20 protein-coding genes are annotated in these 19967 nt (G+C 58.5%); 6 read left to right on the top strand and 14 right to left on the bottom strand.

Annotation, left to right across the window (positions count from 1 at the left end):
* Positions 1–163 precede the first annotated feature (163 nt).
* Together sbcD and sbcC are read left to right on the top strand one after the other, a co-directional pair.
* Positions 164–1366, top strand: a complete 1203-nt coding sequence (gene sbcD / locus PU683_RS03435; protein ID WP_277170126.1) for an exonuclease subunit SbcD — start codon at positions 164–166, stop codon at positions 1364–1366.
* The gene (gene sbcC / locus PU683_RS03430) at positions 1363–4503 is read left to right on the top strand and encodes an exonuclease subunit SbcC (protein ID WP_277170125.1); all 3141 of its coding nucleotides are present in this window, start codon (positions 1363–1365) and stop codon (positions 4501–4503) included. The genes sbcD and sbcC overlap by 4 nt, the downstream gene beginning before the upstream one ends.
* A gap of 527 nt (positions 4504–5030) precedes the next feature.
* Here sbcC and mak read toward each other — a convergent pair.
* A complete protein-coding gene (mak, locus tag PU683_RS03425) occupies positions 5031–5939 on the bottom strand; it encodes a fructokinase (protein WP_277170485.1) in 909 nt (302 codons plus the stop codon).
* 99 nt (positions 5940–6038) lie between these two features.
* Here mak and rdgC point away from each other — a divergent pair, with 99 nt between their 5' ends.
* Positions 6039–6950 carry a recombination-associated protein RdgC gene (rdgC, locus tag PU683_RS03420; RefSeq protein ID WP_277170123.1) on the top strand — a complete coding sequence of 304 codons (912 nt, stop codon included), beginning with the start codon at positions 6039–6041 and terminating at the stop codon, positions 6948–6950.
* A 77-nt stretch (positions 6951–7027) separates the two neighbouring features.
* On the opposite strand, the gene ppnP is transcribed toward rdgC, so the two are convergent.
* The 5 genes from ppnP to PU683_RS03395 form a co-directional block, all read right to left on the bottom strand.
* Positions 7028–7312, bottom strand: coding sequence for a pyrimidine/purine nucleoside phosphorylase (gene ppnP / locus PU683_RS03415; RefSeq protein WP_054804570.1), 285 nt, complete (start codon positions 7310–7312; stop codon positions 7028–7030).
* 86 nt (positions 7313–7398) lie between these two features.
* Positions 7399–8079 carry an AroM family protein gene (locus PU683_RS03410; protein ID WP_277170119.1) on the bottom strand — a complete coding sequence of 227 codons (681 nt, stop codon included), beginning with the start codon at positions 8077–8079 and terminating at the stop codon, positions 7399–7401.
* A gap of 224 nt (positions 8080–8303) precedes the next feature.
* A complete protein-coding gene (yaiA, locus tag PU683_RS03405) occupies positions 8304–8495 on the bottom strand; it encodes a protein YaiA (RefSeq protein WP_034812321.1) in 192 nt (63 codons plus the stop codon).
* A gap of 50 nt (positions 8496–8545) precedes the next feature.
* Positions 8546–9070 carry a shikimate kinase AroL gene (gene aroL / locus PU683_RS03400; RefSeq protein WP_277170118.1) on the bottom strand — a complete coding sequence of 175 codons (525 nt, stop codon included), beginning with the start codon at positions 9068–9070 and terminating at the stop codon, positions 8546–8548.
* A gap of 213 nt (positions 9071–9283) precedes the next feature.
* The gene (locus tag PU683_RS03395) at positions 9284–9745 is read right to left on the bottom strand and encodes a YaiI/YqxD family protein (protein ID WP_277170116.1); all 462 of its coding nucleotides are present in this window, start codon (positions 9743–9745) and stop codon (positions 9284–9286) included.
* Positions 9746–9875: 130 nt separating this feature from the next.
* On the opposite strand from PU683_RS03395, the gene proC reads away from it, so the two are divergent.
* Positions 9876–10682: a pyrroline-5-carboxylate reductase gene (gene proC / locus PU683_RS03390; protein WP_277170114.1), complete on the top strand. Its 807-nt coding sequence runs from the start codon at positions 9876–9878 to the stop codon at positions 10680–10682.
* 37 nt (positions 10683–10719) lie between these two features.
* Here proC and PU683_RS03385 read toward each other — a convergent pair whose 3' ends face one another.
* The 6 genes from PU683_RS03385 to PU683_RS03360 all read right to left on the bottom strand — a co-directional run bounded on the left by PU683_RS03385 (position 10720) and on the right by PU683_RS03360 (position 16852).
* The gene (locus PU683_RS03385) at positions 10720–12243 is read right to left on the bottom strand and encodes an FAD-dependent oxidoreductase (protein WP_277170112.1); all 1524 of its coding nucleotides are present in this window, start codon (positions 12241–12243) and stop codon (positions 10720–10722) included.
* A 178-nt stretch (positions 12244–12421) separates the two neighbouring features.
* Positions 12422–12742 carry a phosphate starvation-inducible protein PsiF gene (gene psiF, locus PU683_RS03380; RefSeq protein ID WP_277170110.1) on the bottom strand — a complete coding sequence of 107 codons (321 nt, stop codon included), beginning with the start codon at positions 12740–12742 and terminating at the stop codon, positions 12422–12424.
* A gap of 90 nt (positions 12743–12832) precedes the next feature.
* A complete protein-coding gene (gene phoA / locus PU683_RS03375; RefSeq protein ID WP_277170108.1) occupies positions 12833–14248 on the bottom strand; it encodes an alkaline phosphatase in 1416 nt (471 codons plus the stop codon).
* A 101-nt stretch (positions 14249–14349) separates the two neighbouring features.
* A complete protein-coding gene (iraP, locus tag PU683_RS03370; protein ID WP_277170107.1) occupies positions 14350–14610 on the bottom strand; it encodes an anti-adapter protein IraP in 261 nt (86 codons plus the stop codon).
* 200 nt (positions 14611–14810) lie between these two features.
* A complete protein-coding gene (locus tag PU683_RS03365; protein WP_277170105.1) occupies positions 14811–15998 on the bottom strand; it encodes a multidrug efflux MFS transporter in 1188 nt (395 codons plus the stop codon).
* Positions 15999–16168: 170 nt separating this feature from the next.
* A complete protein-coding gene (locus PU683_RS03360) occupies positions 16169–16852 on the bottom strand; it encodes an extensin-like domain-containing protein (protein ID WP_277170103.1) in 684 nt (227 codons plus the stop codon).
* A 105-nt stretch (positions 16853–16957) separates the two neighbouring features.
* Here PU683_RS03360 and ddlA point away from each other — a divergent pair, with 105 nt between their 5' ends.
* Complete coding sequence (gene ddlA / locus PU683_RS03355) at positions 16958–18058, top strand: D-alanine--D-alanine ligase (RefSeq protein WP_277170101.1); 1101 nt, start codon at positions 16958–16960, stop codon at positions 18056–18058.
* 3 nt (positions 18059–18061) lie between these two features.
* Here the strand turns inward: ddlA and PU683_RS03350 are convergent, their stop codons facing one another.
* Positions 18062–18280 carry a DUF2754 family protein gene (locus PU683_RS03350; RefSeq protein WP_277170100.1) on the bottom strand — a complete coding sequence of 73 codons (219 nt, stop codon included), beginning with the start codon at positions 18278–18280 and terminating at the stop codon, positions 18062–18064.
* Between the two features lie 268 nt (positions 18281–18548).
* Here PU683_RS03350 and PU683_RS03345 point away from each other — a divergent pair, with 268 nt between their 5' ends.
* Positions 18549–18857 carry a DUF2755 family protein gene (locus tag PU683_RS03345; RefSeq protein ID WP_277170098.1) on the top strand — a complete coding sequence of 103 codons (309 nt, stop codon included), beginning with the start codon at positions 18549–18551 and terminating at the stop codon, positions 18855–18857.
* Here PU683_RS03345 and PU683_RS03340 read toward each other — a convergent pair.
* Positions 18854–19963 carry a DUF1615 domain-containing protein gene (locus PU683_RS03340; RefSeq protein ID WP_277170096.1) on the bottom strand — a complete coding sequence of 370 codons (1110 nt, stop codon included), beginning with the start codon at positions 19961–19963 and terminating at the stop codon, positions 18854–18856. The two genes, PU683_RS03345 and PU683_RS03340, sit on opposite strands and share 4 nt — an antisense overlap.
* Between the last annotated feature and the right edge of the window lie 4 nt (positions 19964–19967).

The following is a 19967-nucleotide window of genomic DNA, read 5'->3' as shown; positions in this document are numbered from 1 at the left end:
TAGCGTCGCCATTATGCGTCAGTTTTATGACAGATTTATGAATAACATGACCGCTATATGACCCAGCCCGCCCGATTGTGACAACGCAAATTTGCGCTATGCGATGTCCCTGACCCGCTTAATGTTTATAATCGCCGTTATGCTTTATTGCCACGGGATCACTATGCGCATTCTTCACACATCGGACTGGCATCTCGGCCAAAACTTTTACAGCAAAAGCCGCGCCGCCGAGCACAGCGCTTTTCTTGACTGGCTGTTAACCACGGCCGAGCAGCAGCAGGTCGACGCCATCGTGGTGGCGGGCGACATTTTCGATACCGGATCGCCGCCGAGCTACGCACGCGAACTCTATAACCGCTTTGTGGTCAACTTGCAGCGCAGCGGTTGCCAGTTAATCGTGCTGGCAGGCAACCATGACTCCGTGGCGACGCTGAATGAATCAAAAGAGATCCTCGCTTATCTCAACACAACCGTGGTCGCCAGCGCGGGCGTCGCGCCGTTTCTGCTCTATCGCCGCGACGGCGAACCCGGCGCGGTCTTCTGCCCAGTCCCCTTTCTGCGCCCGCGCGATATCACCGTCAGCCAGGCGGGCATGTCCGGGCAGCAGAAACAGCAGCACCTGCTGGCGGCCATCACCGGGTATTATCAGCAGCAGTATCAGGCCGCTTGCGAACTGCGCGGCGATAAGCCGTTACCGATTATCGCCAGCGGCCATTTAACCACCGTCGGCGCCAGTAAAAGTGACGCAGTACGTGATATTTATATCGGCACACTGGATGCGTTTCCTGCACAAAATTTTCCCCCGGCAGATTACATCGCGCTTGGACATATCCACCGCGCGCAGAAAATTGGCGGCACGGAGCATATTCGTTACTGCGGCTCGCCGATTCCCCTTAGCTTTGATGAGACCGGTAAAAGCAAAGGCGTCAATCTGGTGACCTTCGCCGACGGCAAGCTGGCAGAGGTGACTCCCCTTGAGGTCCCCGCCACTCAGCCGCTGGCGGTGATTAAGGGCGAATTTGCCGATATCTGCCGCCAGCTTGAGCAGTGGCGAAATGCTCCCGCCACGCCGCCGGTGTGGCTCGATATTGAGATTGTCAGCAGCGACTATCTGGTCGATATGCAGCGCAAAATCCAGCAGGTGACGGAGGATCTGCCCGTCGAAGTGCTGCTGGTGCGACGTAGCCGTGAGCTGCGCGACCGCCTGCTCGCAGGCGAAGTGCGTGAAACATTAAGCGAGTTAAAAGTTGAAGAGGTCTTTGACCGCAGGCTGGCTCAGGAGGAGCTCGACGAGATGCAGAGTGCGCGCTTACATACGCTGTTCAGCGAGACCCGCCAGGCGCTGGATGAGGAGAACGACGCATGAAGATCCTCAGTTTACGGCTGAAAAATATTAATTCGCTGAAGGGCGAGTGGAAAATCGATTTTACCGACGAGCCCTTCGCCAGCAATGGGCTGTTCGCCATTACCGGTGCCACCGGGGCAGGGAAAACTACCCTGCTGGACGCCATCTGTCTTGCCCTTTACCACGAAACGCCGCGCCTCAGCACCCTGTCACAGTCACAAAACGATCTGATGACCCGCGATACCGCCGAGTGTCTGGCGGAGGTGGAGTTTGAAGTCAAAGGGGTGGCCTATCGCGCCTTCTGGAGCCAGACGCGCGCCCGTGGGCTGGCGGATGGCAATCTGCAGGCACCACGCGTGGAGCTGGCGCTCTGCGAAACGGGAAAGATCCTCGCCGATAAAGTCAAAGATAAGCTCGATCTTACCGCCTCGCTCACCGGGCTTGATTATGGCCGTTTCACCCGCTCGATGCTGCTCTCGCAGGGGCAGTTTGCCGCGTTCCTCAACGCCAAACCGCGCGAGCGCGCCGAACTGCTGGAGGAGCTGACCGGCACTGAGATCTACGGGCAGATTTCAGCGATGGTGTTTGAGAAGCATAAAAGCGCCAAAGGCGAGCTTGAACAGCTGCGTACGCAGGCGGAAGGTGTCGTGCTGCTGGATAGCGAGCAGCGGCAGCAGCTTGAGCGACGTTTGCAAGTACTAACTGACGAAGAGCAGACGCTGCTGAGCGCCCAGCGCAGCGCGCAGGCGCAGGCGCAGTGGCTTACCCGCGAAGCGGAGCTACACGCGGCGCGCGGACGGGCGAAAGCAATGCTGGCGCAGGCACTGCAGGCGCGTAACGATGCCCGCCCGCAGCTTGCTGCTCTTGAACTGGCGCAACCGGCACAGCAGCTGCGCCCGCTGTGGGAGCGGCTTGAGGAGCAGCGCAAAACAGTGGCGCGTACCCGCACGCAGAGCGAGGAAGTGAATACCCGCTTACAAGCCAGCCTGCTACAGCGCGCGCAGATACGCGCCAGCGCCGCGCAGCAGCAAGCCTCACTGCTTGCGTCGCGGCAAATGCTGGAGGTGTGGTTAAACGAGCATACCCACTTCCAGCGCTGGCAGAGTGAATTAACCGGCTGGCGGGCGCTCTTCAGCCAGCTGGCAGAGGAGAAAAAGCAGTGGCTCGCAGCGCAGCAGCGGGTGCAGAGCCAGCAGGAGCGTCTGCGCACCCTGCCGATCTCCACACTTGAGATGAGCATCGAGGAGACGGCGGCGGCGATGGCGCTCTGCGCGCAAAACCGCCCGCTGCGCCAGCAGCTTACCGCCCTGCACGCCCGCTACGCGCCGCTGCGCAAGCAGTTGAGCCAGCGCCAGCAGAGCCTGCTGGATCTGAAAGCGGAGCAGGAGAAGCTGACCGCCGAGCTGGCGCACAAACGCGAACGCTATAAAGAGAAAAATCAGTTACTGAACGAGGTGCGCACCATTTGCGAGCTGGAGAGCCGGATCAAGGATCTCGAAAGCGAGCGCGCGCGCCTTCAGCCCGGTCACCCCTGCCCGCTGTGCGGCGCAACGGAGCATCCGGCGGTCGCTCACTATCAGGCTATTGAGCCAGGCGTCAATCAGACGCGCTTTAACGCGCTCGATCTGGAAGTGCGCACCATGAAGGAAGCGGGCGTGGCGCTCGGCGAGCGGCTGAAAGGCCTCGCTGAGCGTTACGAGAAAGATGAGCGCGAAGCGAAACTGCTGCAGGAGGAGGAGCGCAGCTGGCTTGAGGCATGGGCAAAAGCCTGCGCCGCCCTCAACGTTACGCTGGAGCCGCAGCGCGATCTCAACAGCTGGCAAAGCGCGCAGGACGCCTACGAACACCAGCTTTACCTGCTCAATCAGCGCCTCACTCTGCAACAGCAGATAAACGAGCTGCGCCAGCAGAGCGAGCAGTATCAGCAGGCAGTTGAGCGCCGGCGCGAAAGCCTGGCCGCCACGCTTGCGGCGCTCGACCTGGCGCTGCCCGCCGAAGATGACGAAGCCTCATGGCTGGCCGCGCGCGCCAGTGAAGCGCAGCAGTGGCAAGAGCAGCAGCAGCAGCATACCGCGCTACAGCAACAGCTGGCGCAGCTTGCGCCAATCCTTGACACCCTGCCCGCGGAGGATATCGCCGTTGGTGAGGCAGGTGTGACGCTGGAGGGGTGGCGCAAGGTGCACGATACCTGCCTGACGCTGCAAAGCCAGTGGCAAACCCTGCATCAGCAGCTGGCGCAGGCGGCGGAGAGCGAGCGTCAATGTGAGCAGGCGTTTAACGATGCGCTGGCGGCGACGCTTTTTGACGATTGCGACGCCTTCCTTAGCGCCCTGCTGGATGATGGCGAGCATCAACGCCTTACGCAGCTGCGCCAGACGCTGGAGGCCGATTGCCAGCAGAAACAGGCGCTGGCGGCCAGCGCAGAGCAGGCGCTCACTGACCATCAGCAGCAGCGCCCCGCCGGGCTTGCGGCAGAGGCCAGCGTGGAGAGCACCGCACCGGTACTGGAGCAGCTTGCGCGACAGCTGCGCGAGAACACCACCAGCCAGGGCGAGGTGCGCCAGCAGCTGAAACAGGATACGGATAACCGCAAACGCCAGCAGAGTGTGTTACAGCAGATTGAGCAAGCCACCGCCCGCTGTGATGACTGGGGCCATCTCAATGCGCTGATTGGCTCCAAAGAGGGGGATAAGTTCCGTAAATTCGCCCAGGGCCTGACGCTGGACAACCTGGTCTGGCTGGCGAATAACCAGCTTACCCGCCTGCACGGGCGCTATCTGCTTAAGCGCAAAGTGAGCGATGCGCTGGAGCTGGAGGTGGTCGATACGTGGCAGGCCGATGCGGTGCGTGATACCCGCACGCTCTCCGGCGGTGAAAGCTTCCTCGTGAGCCTTGCACTGGCGCTGGCGCTCTCCGATCTGGTGAGCCACAAAACCCGTATCGATTCACTGTTCCTTGACGAAGGATTCGGCACGCTGGATAGCGAAACGCTGGATACCGCGCTGGATGCGCTCGATGCATTAAACGCCACCGGCAAAACCATCGGCGTGATAAGCCACGTTGAGGCAATGAAGGAGCGAATTCCGGTGCAGATTAAGGTTAAGAAGATAAACGGGCTTGGCTACAGCAAGCTCGACGGGAAGTATGCGGTGTCGTAGATTGCAGTACCGTGCCGCTGAAACGGCGTAGGCCGGATAAGCGTGTAACGCGCCATCCGGCAATGGCTGCGGCATGTTGCCTCGGTGGAAGGGTTCCGTTCACCATGCGTTGGGGAGTTTCATTAACCCCTTATACGGTGAACGGGACAAGGGAAGCGGCCGCGCTCCCCTTGTCAATCCCCGCGGCCACGCGAGGAAATCGGTGCTTCGCACTGCGCTCACCTCCCGCGCGCCTGACTGCGGCCGGCTCGACTCGGCTTGCTCGCCCCTACGGGACTCGCTCCATGCCTCGGTTCGCCTCTGTCCGCCATCCATGGCGTCCAGACCTTGTCATTCCCGCTTCGGTTCGCCGATTTCAGCGGGGACACCACCCCATCGCTGCGAGATCGCAGATAAAAGCAAAAACGGTGTCGCTGGAACTGCGTTTTGGTAGGCCGGATAAGGCGGAGCCGCCATCCGGCAATGGTGCCGCGGTGATAATGCCGGATGGCGCGTAACCGCTTATCCGGCCTGGGCGGTTTCGCGGCTTACTCCCCCTGCGGCCAGAGCCATGCGGCACCGCGCACGCCGCTGGAATCCCCGTGCAGCGCTTTACGGATCGGCGTCTCACACTCGCCGCCGAAAACCCACTTCTGCATCAATCCCGGCACCGTCTGGTACAGACGATCGACATTACTCATCCCACCGCCCAGCACGATCACATCGGGATCGAGGATATTCACCACATGCGCCAGCGACTTCGCCAGCCGCATCTCATAGCGGCTCAGCGCCAGCTCGGCGACCGCATCCTGCTCGTTCACCAGGCGAATAATCTCGTTGCCCTTCAATGCATGACCGCTCAGACGCTGATAATCGGTACCAAAGCCGGTGCCGGAGATAAAGGTCTCAATGCACCCCTGCTTACCGCAATAGCAGGGCACTTCATTGCGATAACGCAGCTCGTCCTCATCCATCCAGGGCAGCGGATTGTGCCCCCACTCGCCCGCCGTACCGTTACCACCAATATGGGAGTGGCCGTTGAGCGCAATGCCGGAGCCACAGCCAGTACCGATAATCACCGCAAACACCGTCTGCGCGCCCGCGGCCGCACCGTCAACCGCTTCCGACACCGCCAGGCAATTGGCATCGTTCGCAAGGCGCACTTCACGATTAAGGCGCTGGCTCAACTCCTTATCAAAGGGTTTACCGTTGAGCCACGTGGAGTTGGCGTTCTTCACCACCCCGGTATAGGGCGAGATAGAGCCCGGAATCCCCATGCCGACCGTGCCGCGCTGGCCGGTCTCTTTTTCCGCCAGGTCGACCAGCGAAGCGATAAGCTCAATGGTCTGCTGATAGTCGCGCGGCGTCGGCTGCCGATGGCGGAACAGCGTCTCTCCGCTCTCGTCCAGCGCAATAATTTCTGTCTTTGTACCACCCAAATCGATACCGATACGCACATCAAACTCCTCGTTGTGGACCACGCATTAGCAATGCAAGCGCGGCGACAATTCGCTATTATGCCCGCTGCATTTAACGACAAGGCCGTGGAAAAAATCATGCTGTGGTTCAAAAATTTAATGGTATACCGTCTCAGCCGCGATGTGGTGCTCCGTGCGGAAGAGATGGAAAAACAGCTCGCCCCGCTCTCGTTTACGCCATGCGGTAGTCAGGATATGGCGAAAACCGGTTGGGTTCCACCGATGGGCTCACACAGCGAAGCGCTGACCCACACCAACAACGGCCAGATTATTATCTGCGCGCGCAAAGAAGAGAAAATTCTGCCGACGCCGGTAGTGAAACAGGCGCTGGAAGCCAAAATCGCCCGTCTTGAAGCCGAGCAGGCGCGCAAACTGAAAAAAACTGAAAAAGATGCGCTGAAAGATGAAGTGCTGCACTCGCTGCTACCGCGCGCTTTCAGCCGCTACAGCCAGACGATGATGTGGATAGACACCGTCAACGGCCTGATTATGGTTGACTGCGCCAGCGCGAAAAAAGCAGAAGATACGCTGGCGCTGCTGCGTAAAAGCCTCGGCTCACTGCCGGTGGTACCGCTGACGATGGAAAACCCGATTGAGCTGACGCTAACCGAATGGGTTCGCTCCGGCACAGTGGCGCAGGGGTTCCAGCTGCTGGACGAAGCCGAACTGAAAGCGATGCTGGAAGATGGCGGCGTGATCCGCGCGAAAAAGCAGGATCTGGTGAGCGACGAAATCGCCGTGCACATTGAAGCGGGCAAAGTGGTGACCAGGCTGGCACTCGACTGGCAGCAGCGCATCCAGTTTATGATCTGTGATGATGGTTCGGTAAAACGCCTGAAGTTCAGCGATGAACTGCGCGATCAGAATGAAGATATTGACCGGGAAGATTATGCCCAGCGTTTCGATGCCGATTTTATTCTGATGACCGGCGAGCTGGCGGCACTGATTCAAAATCTGGTGGAAGGCCTGGGCGGCGAAGCCCAGCGCTAAAGATCCAGCGACTCTGTTTTCACAGGCCCGGTAAGCGCAGCGCTACCGGGCTTTTTTGTCGCCGGAGGACGCAAGCGTTACAGATAACGGCAGAGGTAGGCACTCGGCTCGGCAACCTGCAGATGGAATTCGCTATGGCCCGGGACATTGAACACTTCGCCGGCGGCGTGCGTTTTCCATTCGGTTTCTCCTGGCAACAGCACGTTAAGCGCGCCACTTACCACCGTCATCTCTTCCGGCTGGGCGGTGGAAAAGGTGTACTCCCCTTCCATCATCACGCCGACGCTGGCGCGGCCAGTGCTGCTGCTGGTAAACCCAATGGACTTCACTTTACCGGAAAAGTATTCATTACTTTGAAGCATAAACAGGCCCTTATAGAGAAATGACAGGAAAACCACTATAGAGGCCGGGCTTAAGTGATGTCACGCGAAATTGCGCCGTTATGCGGTTACACCAGCAGTTCGGAAGCCAGACGCGCCACCAGCACATTGGAGAGTAGAACCGGGACATCCAGCGCTTTTTGCAGCAGATCGCGATGCTGCTGATGGAAGCCAAGACAGTCGAGCATCAACACATCGGCACCGCGTTCCAGCAATGCTTTTCCAGCGTCAACCAACTCCGTCTCGCTCGCCTCGTAGGGGTGGCAGAGTTCATACAACGGCTCTTTTTCCAGCACCTGCCACTTCTTTTTCTGCGGTGCCATCAGCTCTGGGACTGGCACAATGACGCCCACCTGGTGACCATCAACAATCGAGGCAACCAGCGGCGGAATGATGCGCTGCGGTTCAATCAGGATCGCGTTTCGCGCGTTTAACCCGCGAATATCGGCGGTGCTCATCAGCAGAATGACATCATATGTCCCCTGGTTATCGAGCACTTCGATCACGCTTTGCAGATCGCGCTCCACTTTCTGGCGCGAAACCATGCCGAGGGTGTCATCGCTCAGACGCGTCGGAATGGCGGTCTCGCCAGGGTCAACGCAATAATCGATACGAACTTGTGCCGGGTCCATCTTCCCCAGCAGGCTGACATGGGTGATTTGATCTTCTGAAACATGCTCTGCCAGCAGCGGCAGGATCTCTTTTACCGGCACCACACCAATGGTGAGGATGGCCAACGTCGCACTCATCTTTGCTTTCCGCCTTTCAAAACTGCTTTTAGTTATGATTCTCTGTACAACAACCGACGGAGGATGGATCACCGCCGCCGTGTAAAGAGAATGTGCCACTCCTGTGTTCTAATAAATTCCAGTAACAATGAATATAAACAGTGACTGGCATTAAGCCAGTCAAAAAATGTGATGCAAGCGACTTTCTGAAAGGTTCAGGAAATCACGCTGGCGGGATCGCCGGATCAACTTTTATCGGGGTCCTCGTAACGCTTTTTCGCATCCAGCGCTTCCTGCTCCGAAGGGTGTTCGCTGATCAATGAGTCCGGCTTCGGATGATCGGCACGCAGTTCATACCAGGTGACAGTCGCGTCGCTGGGTCCCTTCTCAACAGCTACAACACGGGCTTCACGCGGATAGGGCGGTTTAGTCGGCATAGCTTATTCTCCTTTTGCGGTTAGAGAGATAAGTATAGTCAAACGTTTCGTTAACTGGCGCGCGCCAGCCGTAAAGCCGCCTCAATTTCTGCCACCACCGCCTGCGGCGGCTGCGCGGCATCCACCACAAAGTGCGCCGCATCGCGATAGAGCGCATCGCGGGTGGCGAGCACTTCGCTCACCTCTTCGCTGATTGGCTTGCCTGTCAGGGTCGGACGCAGCCCCTCCTGCGGAAAGGCTTCAAGCCTTCCGGCCAGCACGTCGACCGGCGCGCTGAGGTAAACCACGCGGCCGTGCTCGCGCATAAAACGGCGATTATAGTCGCTGAGGATAATGCCGCCGCCGGTGGCAACGACCAGAGCGGGTTCGGTCACGGCTTCCAGCGCCGCCGTTTCGCGGGCGCGAAAACCGGCCCACCCCTCCTGCTCTACGATTTGCGCAACGGTCTGCTGCGCCTCTTCCTGCAACCAGCTATCGGTATCGATAAACTGGAAGCCCTGTGACAGCGCCAGCGCCCGGCCAACAGTGGATTTACCGCAGCCGCGTGCGCCGATGAGAAAGATGGGTAGCGTCATGAGCAGGTTGTTCCTCCAGCCCCCGGTTGGGGGAAAACAATAAGATGGCGATGATAGCACTAAACGAATGGCGCGCGCTGCGTAAGAGTAACGTTACACAGTCTCAATTTTGCCTATGAGAACGTTCTGGCGCAGCCGTCAGGGCTGTAAAGTTTCTGTGGCATCACCTGTAGCGGCAACCTTACTGGAAGTGATAAAAACTGACAAGCCCGGTTACGGCGTCTGGCGGCGCTGGCGCTCAAGCAGCCACTTATCGAGCTGCGCGGCGAACTGCTGGCGATCGCGCTGCGAGAGCGAGTCCGGGCCACCGGTCTGGATGCCGCTGGCGCGCAGCGTATCCATAAAATCGCGCATGGTCAGCCGCTCACGAATCGTCGCTTCCGTGTAGCGTTCGCCGCGCGGGTTAAGCGCTGCCGCCCCTTTTGCCAGCACCTCTGCCGCCAGCGGAATGTCGGCGGTAATCACTAAATCATCCGGCGCGCAGAGACGCACGATTTCGTTATCAGCGACATCAAACCCTGCCGGTACCCTAAGCGCGCGGATCACCCTGGATGGCGGCACGCGCAGAGTCTGGTTAGCGACCAGCGTTAACGGCGTCTGCGTACGCTCCGCAGCGCGAAATAAAATCTCTTTAATCACATTCGGACAGGCGTCCGCATCAACCCATATTGCCATGGTGACTCCTTTTTGTTTCGGCGCATTCTCCCTTTAATTGCCCGCCGGAGAAAGCAGAGATCCTTTCGCCCTCGCCGAAAAAGCGCGTTAAGCTATGAATCACATGCAATAACAAGCAGAGAGGGACGTGATGGAAAAGAAAATCGGTTTTATCGGCTGCGGTAACATGGGAAAGGCCATTGTCGGCGGGCTGATCGCCAGCGGCGAGGTGAAACCGGGGCAGATTTGGGTCTATACGCCAACGCCTGATAAGGTCGCCGCCCTGCAACAGGAGTATGGCATTAACGCCGCGCAGAGCGCGCAGGAAGTGGCACAGATTGCCGATATTGTTTTTGGTGCCGTGAAGCCGAACATCATGGTGAAAGTCCTCAGCGATATCGCCTCCAGCCTGAATAAGGAGACGCTGGTGGTCTCCATCGCGGCAGGCGTGACGCTCGATCAGCTGGCGCGCGCGCTGGGTCACGATCGCAAAATTATCCGCGTGATGCCGAACACCCCCGCGCTGGTTAACGCCGGGATGACCTCCATCACGCCGAATGCGCTGGTAACGTCTGAAGATACCGCCGATGTGCTGACCATATTCCGCTGCTTTGGCGAAGCGGAAGTGGTTTCCGAAGCGATGATCCACCCTGTCGTTGGCGTCAGCGGCTCGGCACCGGCGTATGTGTTTATGTTTATCGAAGCGATGGCCGATGCCGCCGTGCTGGGCGGCATGCCGCGCGCGCAGGCCTATAAATTTGCCGCGCAGGCAGTAATGGGCTCGGCGAAGATGGTGCTGGAGACCGGCAAACACCCTGCCGAGCTGAAAGATATGGTCTGCTCGCCGGGCGGCACCACCATCGAAGCAGTGAAAGTGCTGGAAGATAAGGGCTTTCGCGCCGCGGTGATGGATGCGATGGCTGCCTGTATGGCGAAGTCGGAAAAACTGAGCGCGTAACACGCAGCGCCACGGCGAGTAGACCGTGACGCGAACGTTACGAGAGGAGTTCGCTGGCTGCACGCATGGTCAGCGGCTCCTGCATTTTCAGCACCAGCTCCGCCGTGGCGGTGTTCTCGCCGCAGCTAAGCACCGCTTTCAGCATCCCCTGCTGGCCGTAAAGCACGGCAAAACGTTTATTTTCAAACGAGCCCAGCATCTTCATGCTGTCCCACTCGCGGGCATAGCCGAGATACTCAAAGCGCGTCCCGAAGTGGGTAGTCCAGAAAAAGGGCACCCGATCAAAGGGCTGCGTCTCCCCGAGCATATTGAGCGCCGCGATGCGCCCCTGCTGCTGCGCAACGCGCCAGTGCTCAATGCGTCGACGCCCTTCCGGTGCCGGATAGGTGGCGATATCGCCCACCGCCCAGATATCGGGTGCCGCGCGCAGATACTCATCCACCGTCAGGCTACCATCCTCTTCGCGGGGCAGATCGCCCACCAGATCGGTCGAGGGCTCCACGCCGGTAGCAAACACCACCACATGCGCCGGGAGGGTGCGACCATCTTTCAGCGCCACGCGCTGCACGTGCTCCTCGCCCTGCAGTTCCAGCGGTTCGCCGGTGACAAACTTGACGCCATTCTGCTTGTGCAGCTCCATAAAGTGGCGGCCAATCTCTTCGCCGAACTGCGGCACAAACGGCACCGCATGGCGGGAGAGCACGGTAACATCGACATCCTGGTTACGCAGCGCCGCGGCCAGCTCCATGGCGATAAAGCTGTTGCCGACAATCACCAGCTGCTGCTCATCCTCCACTTCGCTCAGCAGTGTCTGCGCCTGGTGGATATCACGCAGCACATGCACCCCCGCCAGCTGATTGCCGCTAATCTCCGGCCAGACGGGGCGTCCGCCAGTCGCCAGCAGCAGTTTGTCGAAGGTAATTTCGCGCCCGTCGGCGAGGGTCAGCTGACGAGCTTCGGCATCAAGCTTCGTTACCGCTTGATCGATGTTCTCCACCCCCGGCTGGGCATAGAACGCCTTATCCAGCAGTTGCGGCACTTCGCTGATTTTCATCTTGCCGGAGGGCACAAACTTGCTCAGCGCCGTGCGGTCATAAGGCGCTTCGCTCTCTTTATCGATCAGCATCAGATGACCGTTAAACCCGGCGTCACGCAGTGTCACCGCCGCTGAGCTACCGGCCGCGCCGGTGCCGAGGATCACCACTGTTTGCGGCCCGTCTCCGCGAATGGTGTGATGGCTGGCGGGCGAAGCCGGGCGCGGGTTGACCAGCACGCGGTTCTGATCGATATGCACCGGATACTGCTTCAGGTTTTGCAACGCCAGCGGTTCGCACCACTCGCCGTTAGTGATATCGAAGTTGGCTTTATGCCACGGGCAGACCAGCCGCCCGTCGCACACCGCGCCCTGCTCAAGCGGCGCACCGGCATGGGGACAGCGGCTCTGAAACGCGCGCACCTGAGTTAAGGTGCGGATGAGGATAAGCGAGGTGCCATCCACATCGAACTTTACCGGCTGGTTTTCAGGTAGATCGTTTAGATCGGTAACATATTGATAATTCATTACTCTTGCTCCCGTATTGGTGTGGCAAAACGGGCGTAACGTCTGGCGACGTACACTCGCAAAGGAAAAAAAGACAACACAGCTCACAAATAAAGCCTGGCAGAGATTAAGCGGGGAGCAACAGAGCGGCAGAAACGCATTGAGTATGCGGGCGCGATTTACGCCCGCGCGGGGAGGATTACGCCGCTTTTTTCAGGCAAGCGCTCATAAATTTACTGCGATCATCGCCTTTCAGGGATTGCTGCGTCGCCTGGGCGTTGCATTCGCGCATCCGCTGCTGCTGCGGCGTCAGGCTCTTTTGCCCCGGCTCGGTTTTGGTGTTCTTCAGGCAGTCGCTCATGTAGCTCTTGCGCGCTTCACCACCCAGGTTCTGCGCCTTCGCCTGCTGGTTGCAGAGCGTCATACGTTGTTGTTGCGGGGTCAATGTTTTCTCGGCGGCGCTTAACGCCGTCATAAAGAGCACACCGAAGATAAGAGTAACAAGGAGTGTGATTTTCATAGCGCCATCCTTCTGTCAATGAACCCTTTAAGGATGGTCCTAATTGGCGAAAAAACCACCCGGCAGCAGAGATTTACCACCGGGCAGCCGTTACTTAAGGCCCAGCGCCATTTTCATGGTGTAGAAGAGATCGGTCTGATCCGTCAGCCCCACCACGTTCGCCGCATGCGGGCCGTAAGCCGCAATGCGTACCTGCGTGCCGGTATGCTCCATCGACTCCTCTTCCGAGTTGCCGTAGGTCATCGCCATTACCGCGCCATCTTTGGTGGTCAGCGCCTGGCTCAGCCCCGGTGCTTTGGTATCTGCCGGAATAATCTGGCTGGCATGGGCGTGATCCGCCGTCACGATCACCAGTGTATTGCCATCTTTACGCGCAAACTCCAGCGCTTTCTGCACCGCTTCGTCGAGATCGACGGTTTCGCCAATCTGGCCGCACGGGTTCGCCGCATGATCCTGCTTATCAATCGACGCCCCCTCCACTTGCAGGAAGAAGCCCTTCTCATTTTTGCTCAGCAGCTCAATGGCCTTTTCCGTCATCGCCGCCAGCGTCGGCACACTGTCGGTGCGTTTCGGGTTTGGCGTACAGGTCACGGCAGGCTTATCCAGATTGCCATGCAGAGAGGCTTTCGGCCCTTCCCAGCGCACCGGCATATTGCCATCGGCAAAGAGGCCGAGCAGCGGTTTATCTTGATTGGCCATGCTGATGGCCGCAAGCGACGCGGCATCGTTCACCAGCTGGTAACCGCGGGCCTGCGCCTGCTCGCGCAGGGTTTTGCCCTGCCACTCACCGGCGGTGGCGGTTTCACTGAAGGTTTTTGCCCCGCCGCCAAGTGTCACATCCGGGCGCGCGTTTAGCAGCTGTTCGGTAATCGAGCCTTTGCCGCCCTTCTCCAGCGCGTTGAGTGCGCACTTCTCGCGGGTAACGGTCGGGCCGTAACAGCGGCGGGAGATAACATGGGAGACCAGCGCGGCTGGCGTCGCATCCTGCAACTCTGCGGTGGAGACATCGCCCGTCGCCAGACCAGCGGCTTTCGCCATCTCAAGGATGGTCATATGGTCTTTGTCGTGGATATCAACGCCGAGCGCGCCGTTATAGGTTTTTACGCCGGTACTCCACGCGGTCGCCGAAGCGGCAGAGTCAGTGACATAATCGGGCTTACCGCTTTTCTTATCCAGTGAGTAGTGGGTGTACTGCCCGGTGAGCGGCAGCGCATCGATCCCCTTAAAGAAACCGCCCGCCCCTTCGGCATAATTTCGCGCGGCGGTAATTTCGGAGTCACCCATGCCATCGCCAATCAGCAAAATAATATTTTTGGCTGGTTTGTCATTCAGGGAATCACGCAGGGCGGCAGTCTGGTCGCCCGTCAAACGGCGTGCGCCGCCGGGTGCGGAAATATCGCCGTGAGCCGCCCGGTTTTCAAGAACGGGCGCTACAGATGATTCTGCATAAATAGCCGGCGAGGCGAGCAGGGATAATAGTGCAAGGTATAACGCGCTCTGTTTCACTTAATATTCTCCATGTACAAATACTTAAAGAAAATAAAACAGAGCGACTATAGGCAGCCCAGATGACAGTGAGATGACAGATTTTACATGCTAACGCGAGGTCAACTGCGTGGGTGCCTTAAAAGCTTTTTTACGTATTGTTGCAGCATTTCTGATTCTCTGCATAAAGGCTGATCGCCCGGCAGAGCCTCTGCCAGCGCGCCTTCGACGCTTGAAATGAGCGCCTGTTGTTCGGACGCCGCCATCTGGCGCAGCAGCGCGGTGACGACGATTTCCAGCGCTTCAACCTGGGCAACCAGCTCCTTTGACTCCTCTTCCTTCTCCGCAAGCTTGACCAATAACTCAGCAATGAGATTTTTCATGGCGCTATTTCCTTTTGAGATGTTGCATGAAGTTAGCACTCGATTTAGTAGTTGCAAAGGAGATGCATCTATTATTTTTGCGCATTAATTCACACAGTAAGTAAGGTCATTCGGGAAATAACACTATCGCGGATTACGAAGTATATAGAGAAGATGGATGCGCAGGCCGAAGATCTATTTCCGGCCTGCGTTTAGCACAGTCACCGCACGCGGCGAAATGCCCGCGCCAGCTGTATCAGATTTATCAGCACTACCACCGCCGTGGCGGCGAAGACCCAGCGAAAGCCGGCCATCGCCGAGACCGAGGCGCCCATCAGCGGGCCAGCGACGTTGCCCAGGTACATAAAGGATTGGTTATAACCAAAGATGCGGCCGGTGACCTGCTCACTTGAGTACTTCAGCAGCAGCGTCTGTACGGCGGGCAGCATCGCGCCATCGGCAAAGCCGAGCAGAAAGCGCAGAATGCCAAGTTGCAGCGGTGAGGTGACGAATGACATCGCGAAGAAGAGGACAATCGCGCAGGCGAGCGTCGCCAGCAGAATGCGCGAGGTGCCGATGCGATCGCCCAGTTTTCCAAGCCTGGGTGCCGAGAGCAGCGCAGAGACGCCCGGAACTGCGGCGATAAGCCCGCTAAGAAAAGCGATATTGGCGGTATCGGGCGACAGCGACTGGATAAAGAGCGCGAGGATCGGGCCAATCGAGCCGTTGCAGAGTTGAATCACCATGGTGGTGATAAAGAGGCTGATCACCAGCGCCGGATAGGGCAGCGTCGAGAAGACCGCTTTGCCGCTGAGCCGCTCGCCCTTCTTCACCTTCGGCCGGCCCCCCTCTTTAATGAGAAACAGCGTCACCAGGAAGCTCACCATCAGCAGCATCGCGGTGATAATAAACACCGTGCGCAGGCCTAAATGGTCAGCCAGAAAACCGCCCATCAGCGGGCCGCCGATCACACCGCTGATCTGTGCCGTCGAGAGGGTACTGAGCGCCCAGCCGCTACGCTCGCGCGGCACCTGTGAGGCCACCAGCGCCATGGCGTTAGGAATATAACCGGAGGTGAGCCCCATCACGCCGCGCAGCAGAAGCAGCTGCCAGACGTTGGTGGCGAAAGCCTGAAGCAGAATGGCGATCGCCATCCCCAGCGAAGCGCGCAGCAGCATCAGCTTGCGCCCTTTACGGTCCGCCAGGCTGCCCCACATTGGCGAGACAATCGCCGAGACGAGAAAAGTGATGCTGAAGGTTAGCCCTGACCACATCGACAGCGCCTCGTGCGAGGTCACCCCCAGTTGTGCCACGTAGAGCGGCAGAAACGGCAAAATCTGGCTGATGGCAAGCCCGGTAAAAAAGCAGCCAAACCACACCGAGATAAGATTGACCTTCCAGGATTCCATAAATACGCGTAATCACTCAGGATTTGAAAAACGGCGCATAGGGTACCAAGAATGCGCCAGCGATAAGTTACCAGATATGCGCTTAGCCACATTTTGGCGTTTTATCCGTTAACCACCGCCGAATAACAGCGGTGCAGGCAGGAAAACCGCAAATGCTAAGCGCGATATGCTTAGCGACAGAGGCCGTAACCGCGCATGCCGAGATGGAAATGGTCGGCGTGCGCGGCGTTATACTCCGGCCCGAGACCATTGCCGTAATAACCGCAGCTGGCGCTGAGCATCGCGCGCAGCCAGGGTTGAGTACGCGCCTGCCGCCAGCCGCGCAGGACGGAAACCCGCTCACCATTCGCCAGCCTGAACGCGCTGATATCAAGCGCTTCCGCGCTGGCATGTTCGCTGCGCCGCGCATCAGCGCGATTGTAGATATTGCGGCAGGCGTAGCTACCAACGTGGTCGATGCGCGTTAAAGCGCTACCCATCATCGTTTCGCTTAATGGCCGTGCCTGCTGTTCAACAAACAGCGCCGAGCTGAGCGCCAGCGGGCAGCTCGCCAGAAAGCTACTGCTCAGCTTCACAGCACCGAAATCTTTTACGCGCACCACGTTAGTTAACGGGCAGTCGCCGCCGCTGTCCGCCACTGCGACGGAGGAGATAAGCCGCTGTTGATTCGCCTGCTTCAGCAGCGCGGCGCAATCTTCAGGCGTTAAGCGCCGCAGTTTGAACTGGGTGATGCGCCCCGGCGGATCGCTTAGCTGAAGCGGGGCAAAAGGGTTATACCAGGCGGGCAGCGCGCGGTAGCCCGCATAGAGGCCGCCAATAAGAATAGCGATTACGATCAGGCTCTTCCCGCTCACCTCTCCTCCTCTTTTTTTCTCCAGACATTATGGCAGAAGGCCGCGAATCGTGCGTTTTGACGTGATATCGTATGGGTTTTCTCATCAGTGTGAGTGATTGTTGAAATGGCAAAACTGCGGGTAGGGGTCGTCTTCGGCGGCAAATCGGCGGAGCATGAAGTGTCGTTACAGTCGGCGAAGAACATTGTCGATGCGATGGATCCATCGCGCTTTGAAGTGGTGCTGCTGGGTATTGATAAATCAGGGCAGTGGCATATTAGCGATGCGCAGAACTATCTGCAAAACGCCAGCGATCCGGCGCGTATCGCGCTGAATCCGTCGGACAACAGCGTGGCGCTGGTGCCGGGCGTCGTCGAGCAGCAGTTGATTGCGGCAGATAACCGCTCGCCGCTGCCGAATGTCGATGTCATTTTCCCGATTGTTCACGGTACGCTCGGCGAAGATGGCTCCCTGCAGGGGATGCTGCGCCTCGCTAACCTGCCCTTTGTCGGCTCCGACGTGCTCGCTTCCGCGGCCTGCATGGATAAAGACGTCACCAAGCGACTGCTGCGCGATGCCGGTCTGTCCATCGCCCCCTTTATCACCCTGACGCGCACCAACCGCGACAGCTTCAGCTTTAGCGACATGGCGTCTCAGCTCGGCCTGCCGCTGTTTGTAAAACCGGCCAACCAGGGCTCGTCAGTCGGCGTCAGCAAAGTGACCAATGAAGCGCAGTATATTGAAGCGCTGCGTCTGGCCTTTGCCTTCGACAAAAAAGTGGTGGTGGAGAAAGGGATTGTCGGGCGCGAGATCGAGTGTGCGGTGCTGGGCAATGATGAGCCGCAGGCCAGCACCTGCGGGGAAATTGTGCTGAACAGCGAGTTCTACGCTTACGACACCAAGTACATTGACGATCAGGGCGCGCAGGTCGTGGTGCCGGCGGCCATCGATCGCGAAACAGATGAGAAGATCCGTGCGATCGCCATTGAGGCGTATAAGACGCTGGGCTGTGAGGGGATGGCGCGGGTGGATGTGTTCCTGACACCGGATAACGAAGTGGTGATCAATGAGATCAACACCCTGCCCGGTTTTACCAATATCAGCATGTACCCGAAACTGTGGCAGGCGAGCGGCATCAGCTATAGCGCGCTGATCACCCGCCTGATCGAGCTGGCGCTTGAGCGCCACCAGGCAAGCAGCGCGCTGAAGATCTCAATGCACGATTAAGCGTTACTCGACGCTTTCCGTCGCCTCATCTTGCCGGGGGCGGCGGATAATCAGCCCCGAAAGCCAGAACCCCACAAGCCAGGTCACCAGCCCAACGGCATAGGTTTGCCACCCTTTGGCTTCAAACCCCAGCAGCCCAACCACGCCATTGAGAATAAAGATCAGGCCAATCGCAAACGCGTAATAGTGCCAGTCACGGCGAATTTTCTCAGGCAGCTTCATGACAACTCCAGCAGGTAAAGGGCGCATCATCGCACAGCGCACGGGTTGAGAGTGTGTGCTGTGCGGTAATTCCGAAATGTTACTGAAATAATTAATACGTTACAAAAATGTGATGGCTCACAAAAAACGCTTCCCTGGGATCCTTCCCGGTCCGAAATTATCACCATTCTTATGTTGACAAAGCGGGACTGGTGCCAAACTAACCAGGAGTTACGGCTCTGAGCCTATCTTCCTTGAGCGTTTAAAAGTAACGAGTACCGGAGGTCTTATGGCTGACTTTACCCTATCCAAACCCTTTAAGGGCGCGAAAAAACGAGACACCTCCAGACCGGGTAATATTGCTTACGCCGTCTTCGTACTGCTCTGCTTCTGGGCAGGCGCGCAGTTGCTTAACCTGCTGGTGCACGCGCCTGGCGTGTTTGAACACCTGATGCAGACGCAGGATGTCTCCCGTCCCCACGTTGAGATGGGTATGGGCGTAGGCACGATTTTCGGTCTTGTGCCGTTTATCGTCGGCAGCGCGTTTCTGGGCGTGATCTTCCTCGTCCTGCGCTGGCGCAGCCACAACCTGCGCTAATTGCGCGCCATGCAAGCGGCCCGACGATCGTCAACGCGTTTCGCAAACCATGCCGTGGTTAAGTTACGCGTGATTTTCGGGCTCTCTAACTGAATCCCTGGCAGCATCTCCCGCGGCAATGCTTTCCCGCTGCGCTTGTCCGCCAGGCGATAAATCTCCCGATAGAGCTTCGTCTCTTCAAACTCCTGACTATCGCCACGCTCAAGCTGGCGGCGGATATCCCGGTCACTCATTGCGAGCTGTGCGCCCAGCGTCTGCACCGCACGCTCGGTGGTGCCCGCTTCGCGGCTGCCGTAGAGGATCAAGTCACCATCCAGCGCCAGCTTAATGCCCGTCACTTTGCTCACCGCGTTCTGAAACGCCGCGTTACGGCTGGCGTAGAAACCGGCGTTGTAATCGGCAAAGCGGTAGATCGGCGCGCTGTAGCTGGCCGGGTAGTTGAGCAGATGGTAGGTACCAAACCACAATCCGCCCCGGCGGCTGAAGACCTCCTGGCGCACGGTGCCGGACATCTCCCACGGGTAGCCATCGGTGTGCTGCTCGGCAAACGAGATGCTCACCTGCATCGGCCCGCCGGTATGCACCGGATTGTAGGAGCCAAACAGCGTCTGCCCCATCGGCACCATATTGATCATGTCATCGAAGATTGCGCTCAGCTCGCGCTCGGTGCGCACCTTATCAAGCCGCTCGCTGTAACTTTTGCCGTTGGGAGACGGGATTTTCAGCGCCGTGTGCACCAGCAGCGCAGGGATGTGCAGCTGCCCGGCGCGCTTGTCGATCTCTTTCCAGGCGATCTTGTTCAGCCCCGGCACCACCGGATCGGACTGGTAGTTGGACTCCTGCTGCGCCACCGCTAATACGGAGCAGATATTCGCAAGCGTCGGCGGCAGCTTCTGGCTTTTAAAGGTGGTCGCCAGATCCTCTGCCCAGCCGTCGCGATCTTTTACGCTGGCAGGAATGGTGTTACGCACCACGCTTGCGACATCCAGCGGCTTCGCTTTTTTCGTCTCTTTCGATGCCTCTTTATCAGAGAGCGAGCCCTGCGAACTACACCCGGCGACAATCAGCGCCGCCAGCAACCAGCTAAAACGGGGTACGTAAGACATAACC

The sequence above is a fragment of the Candidatus Kosakonia sp. 282A-S69 genome (assembly GCF_029433855.1).
In the GTDB taxonomy this organism is placed as follows: Bacteria; Pseudomonadota; Gammaproteobacteria; order Enterobacterales; family Enterobacteriaceae; genus Kosakonia; species Kosakonia cowanii_A.
This window is presented reverse-complemented; position numbering and strand designations above follow the sequence as displayed.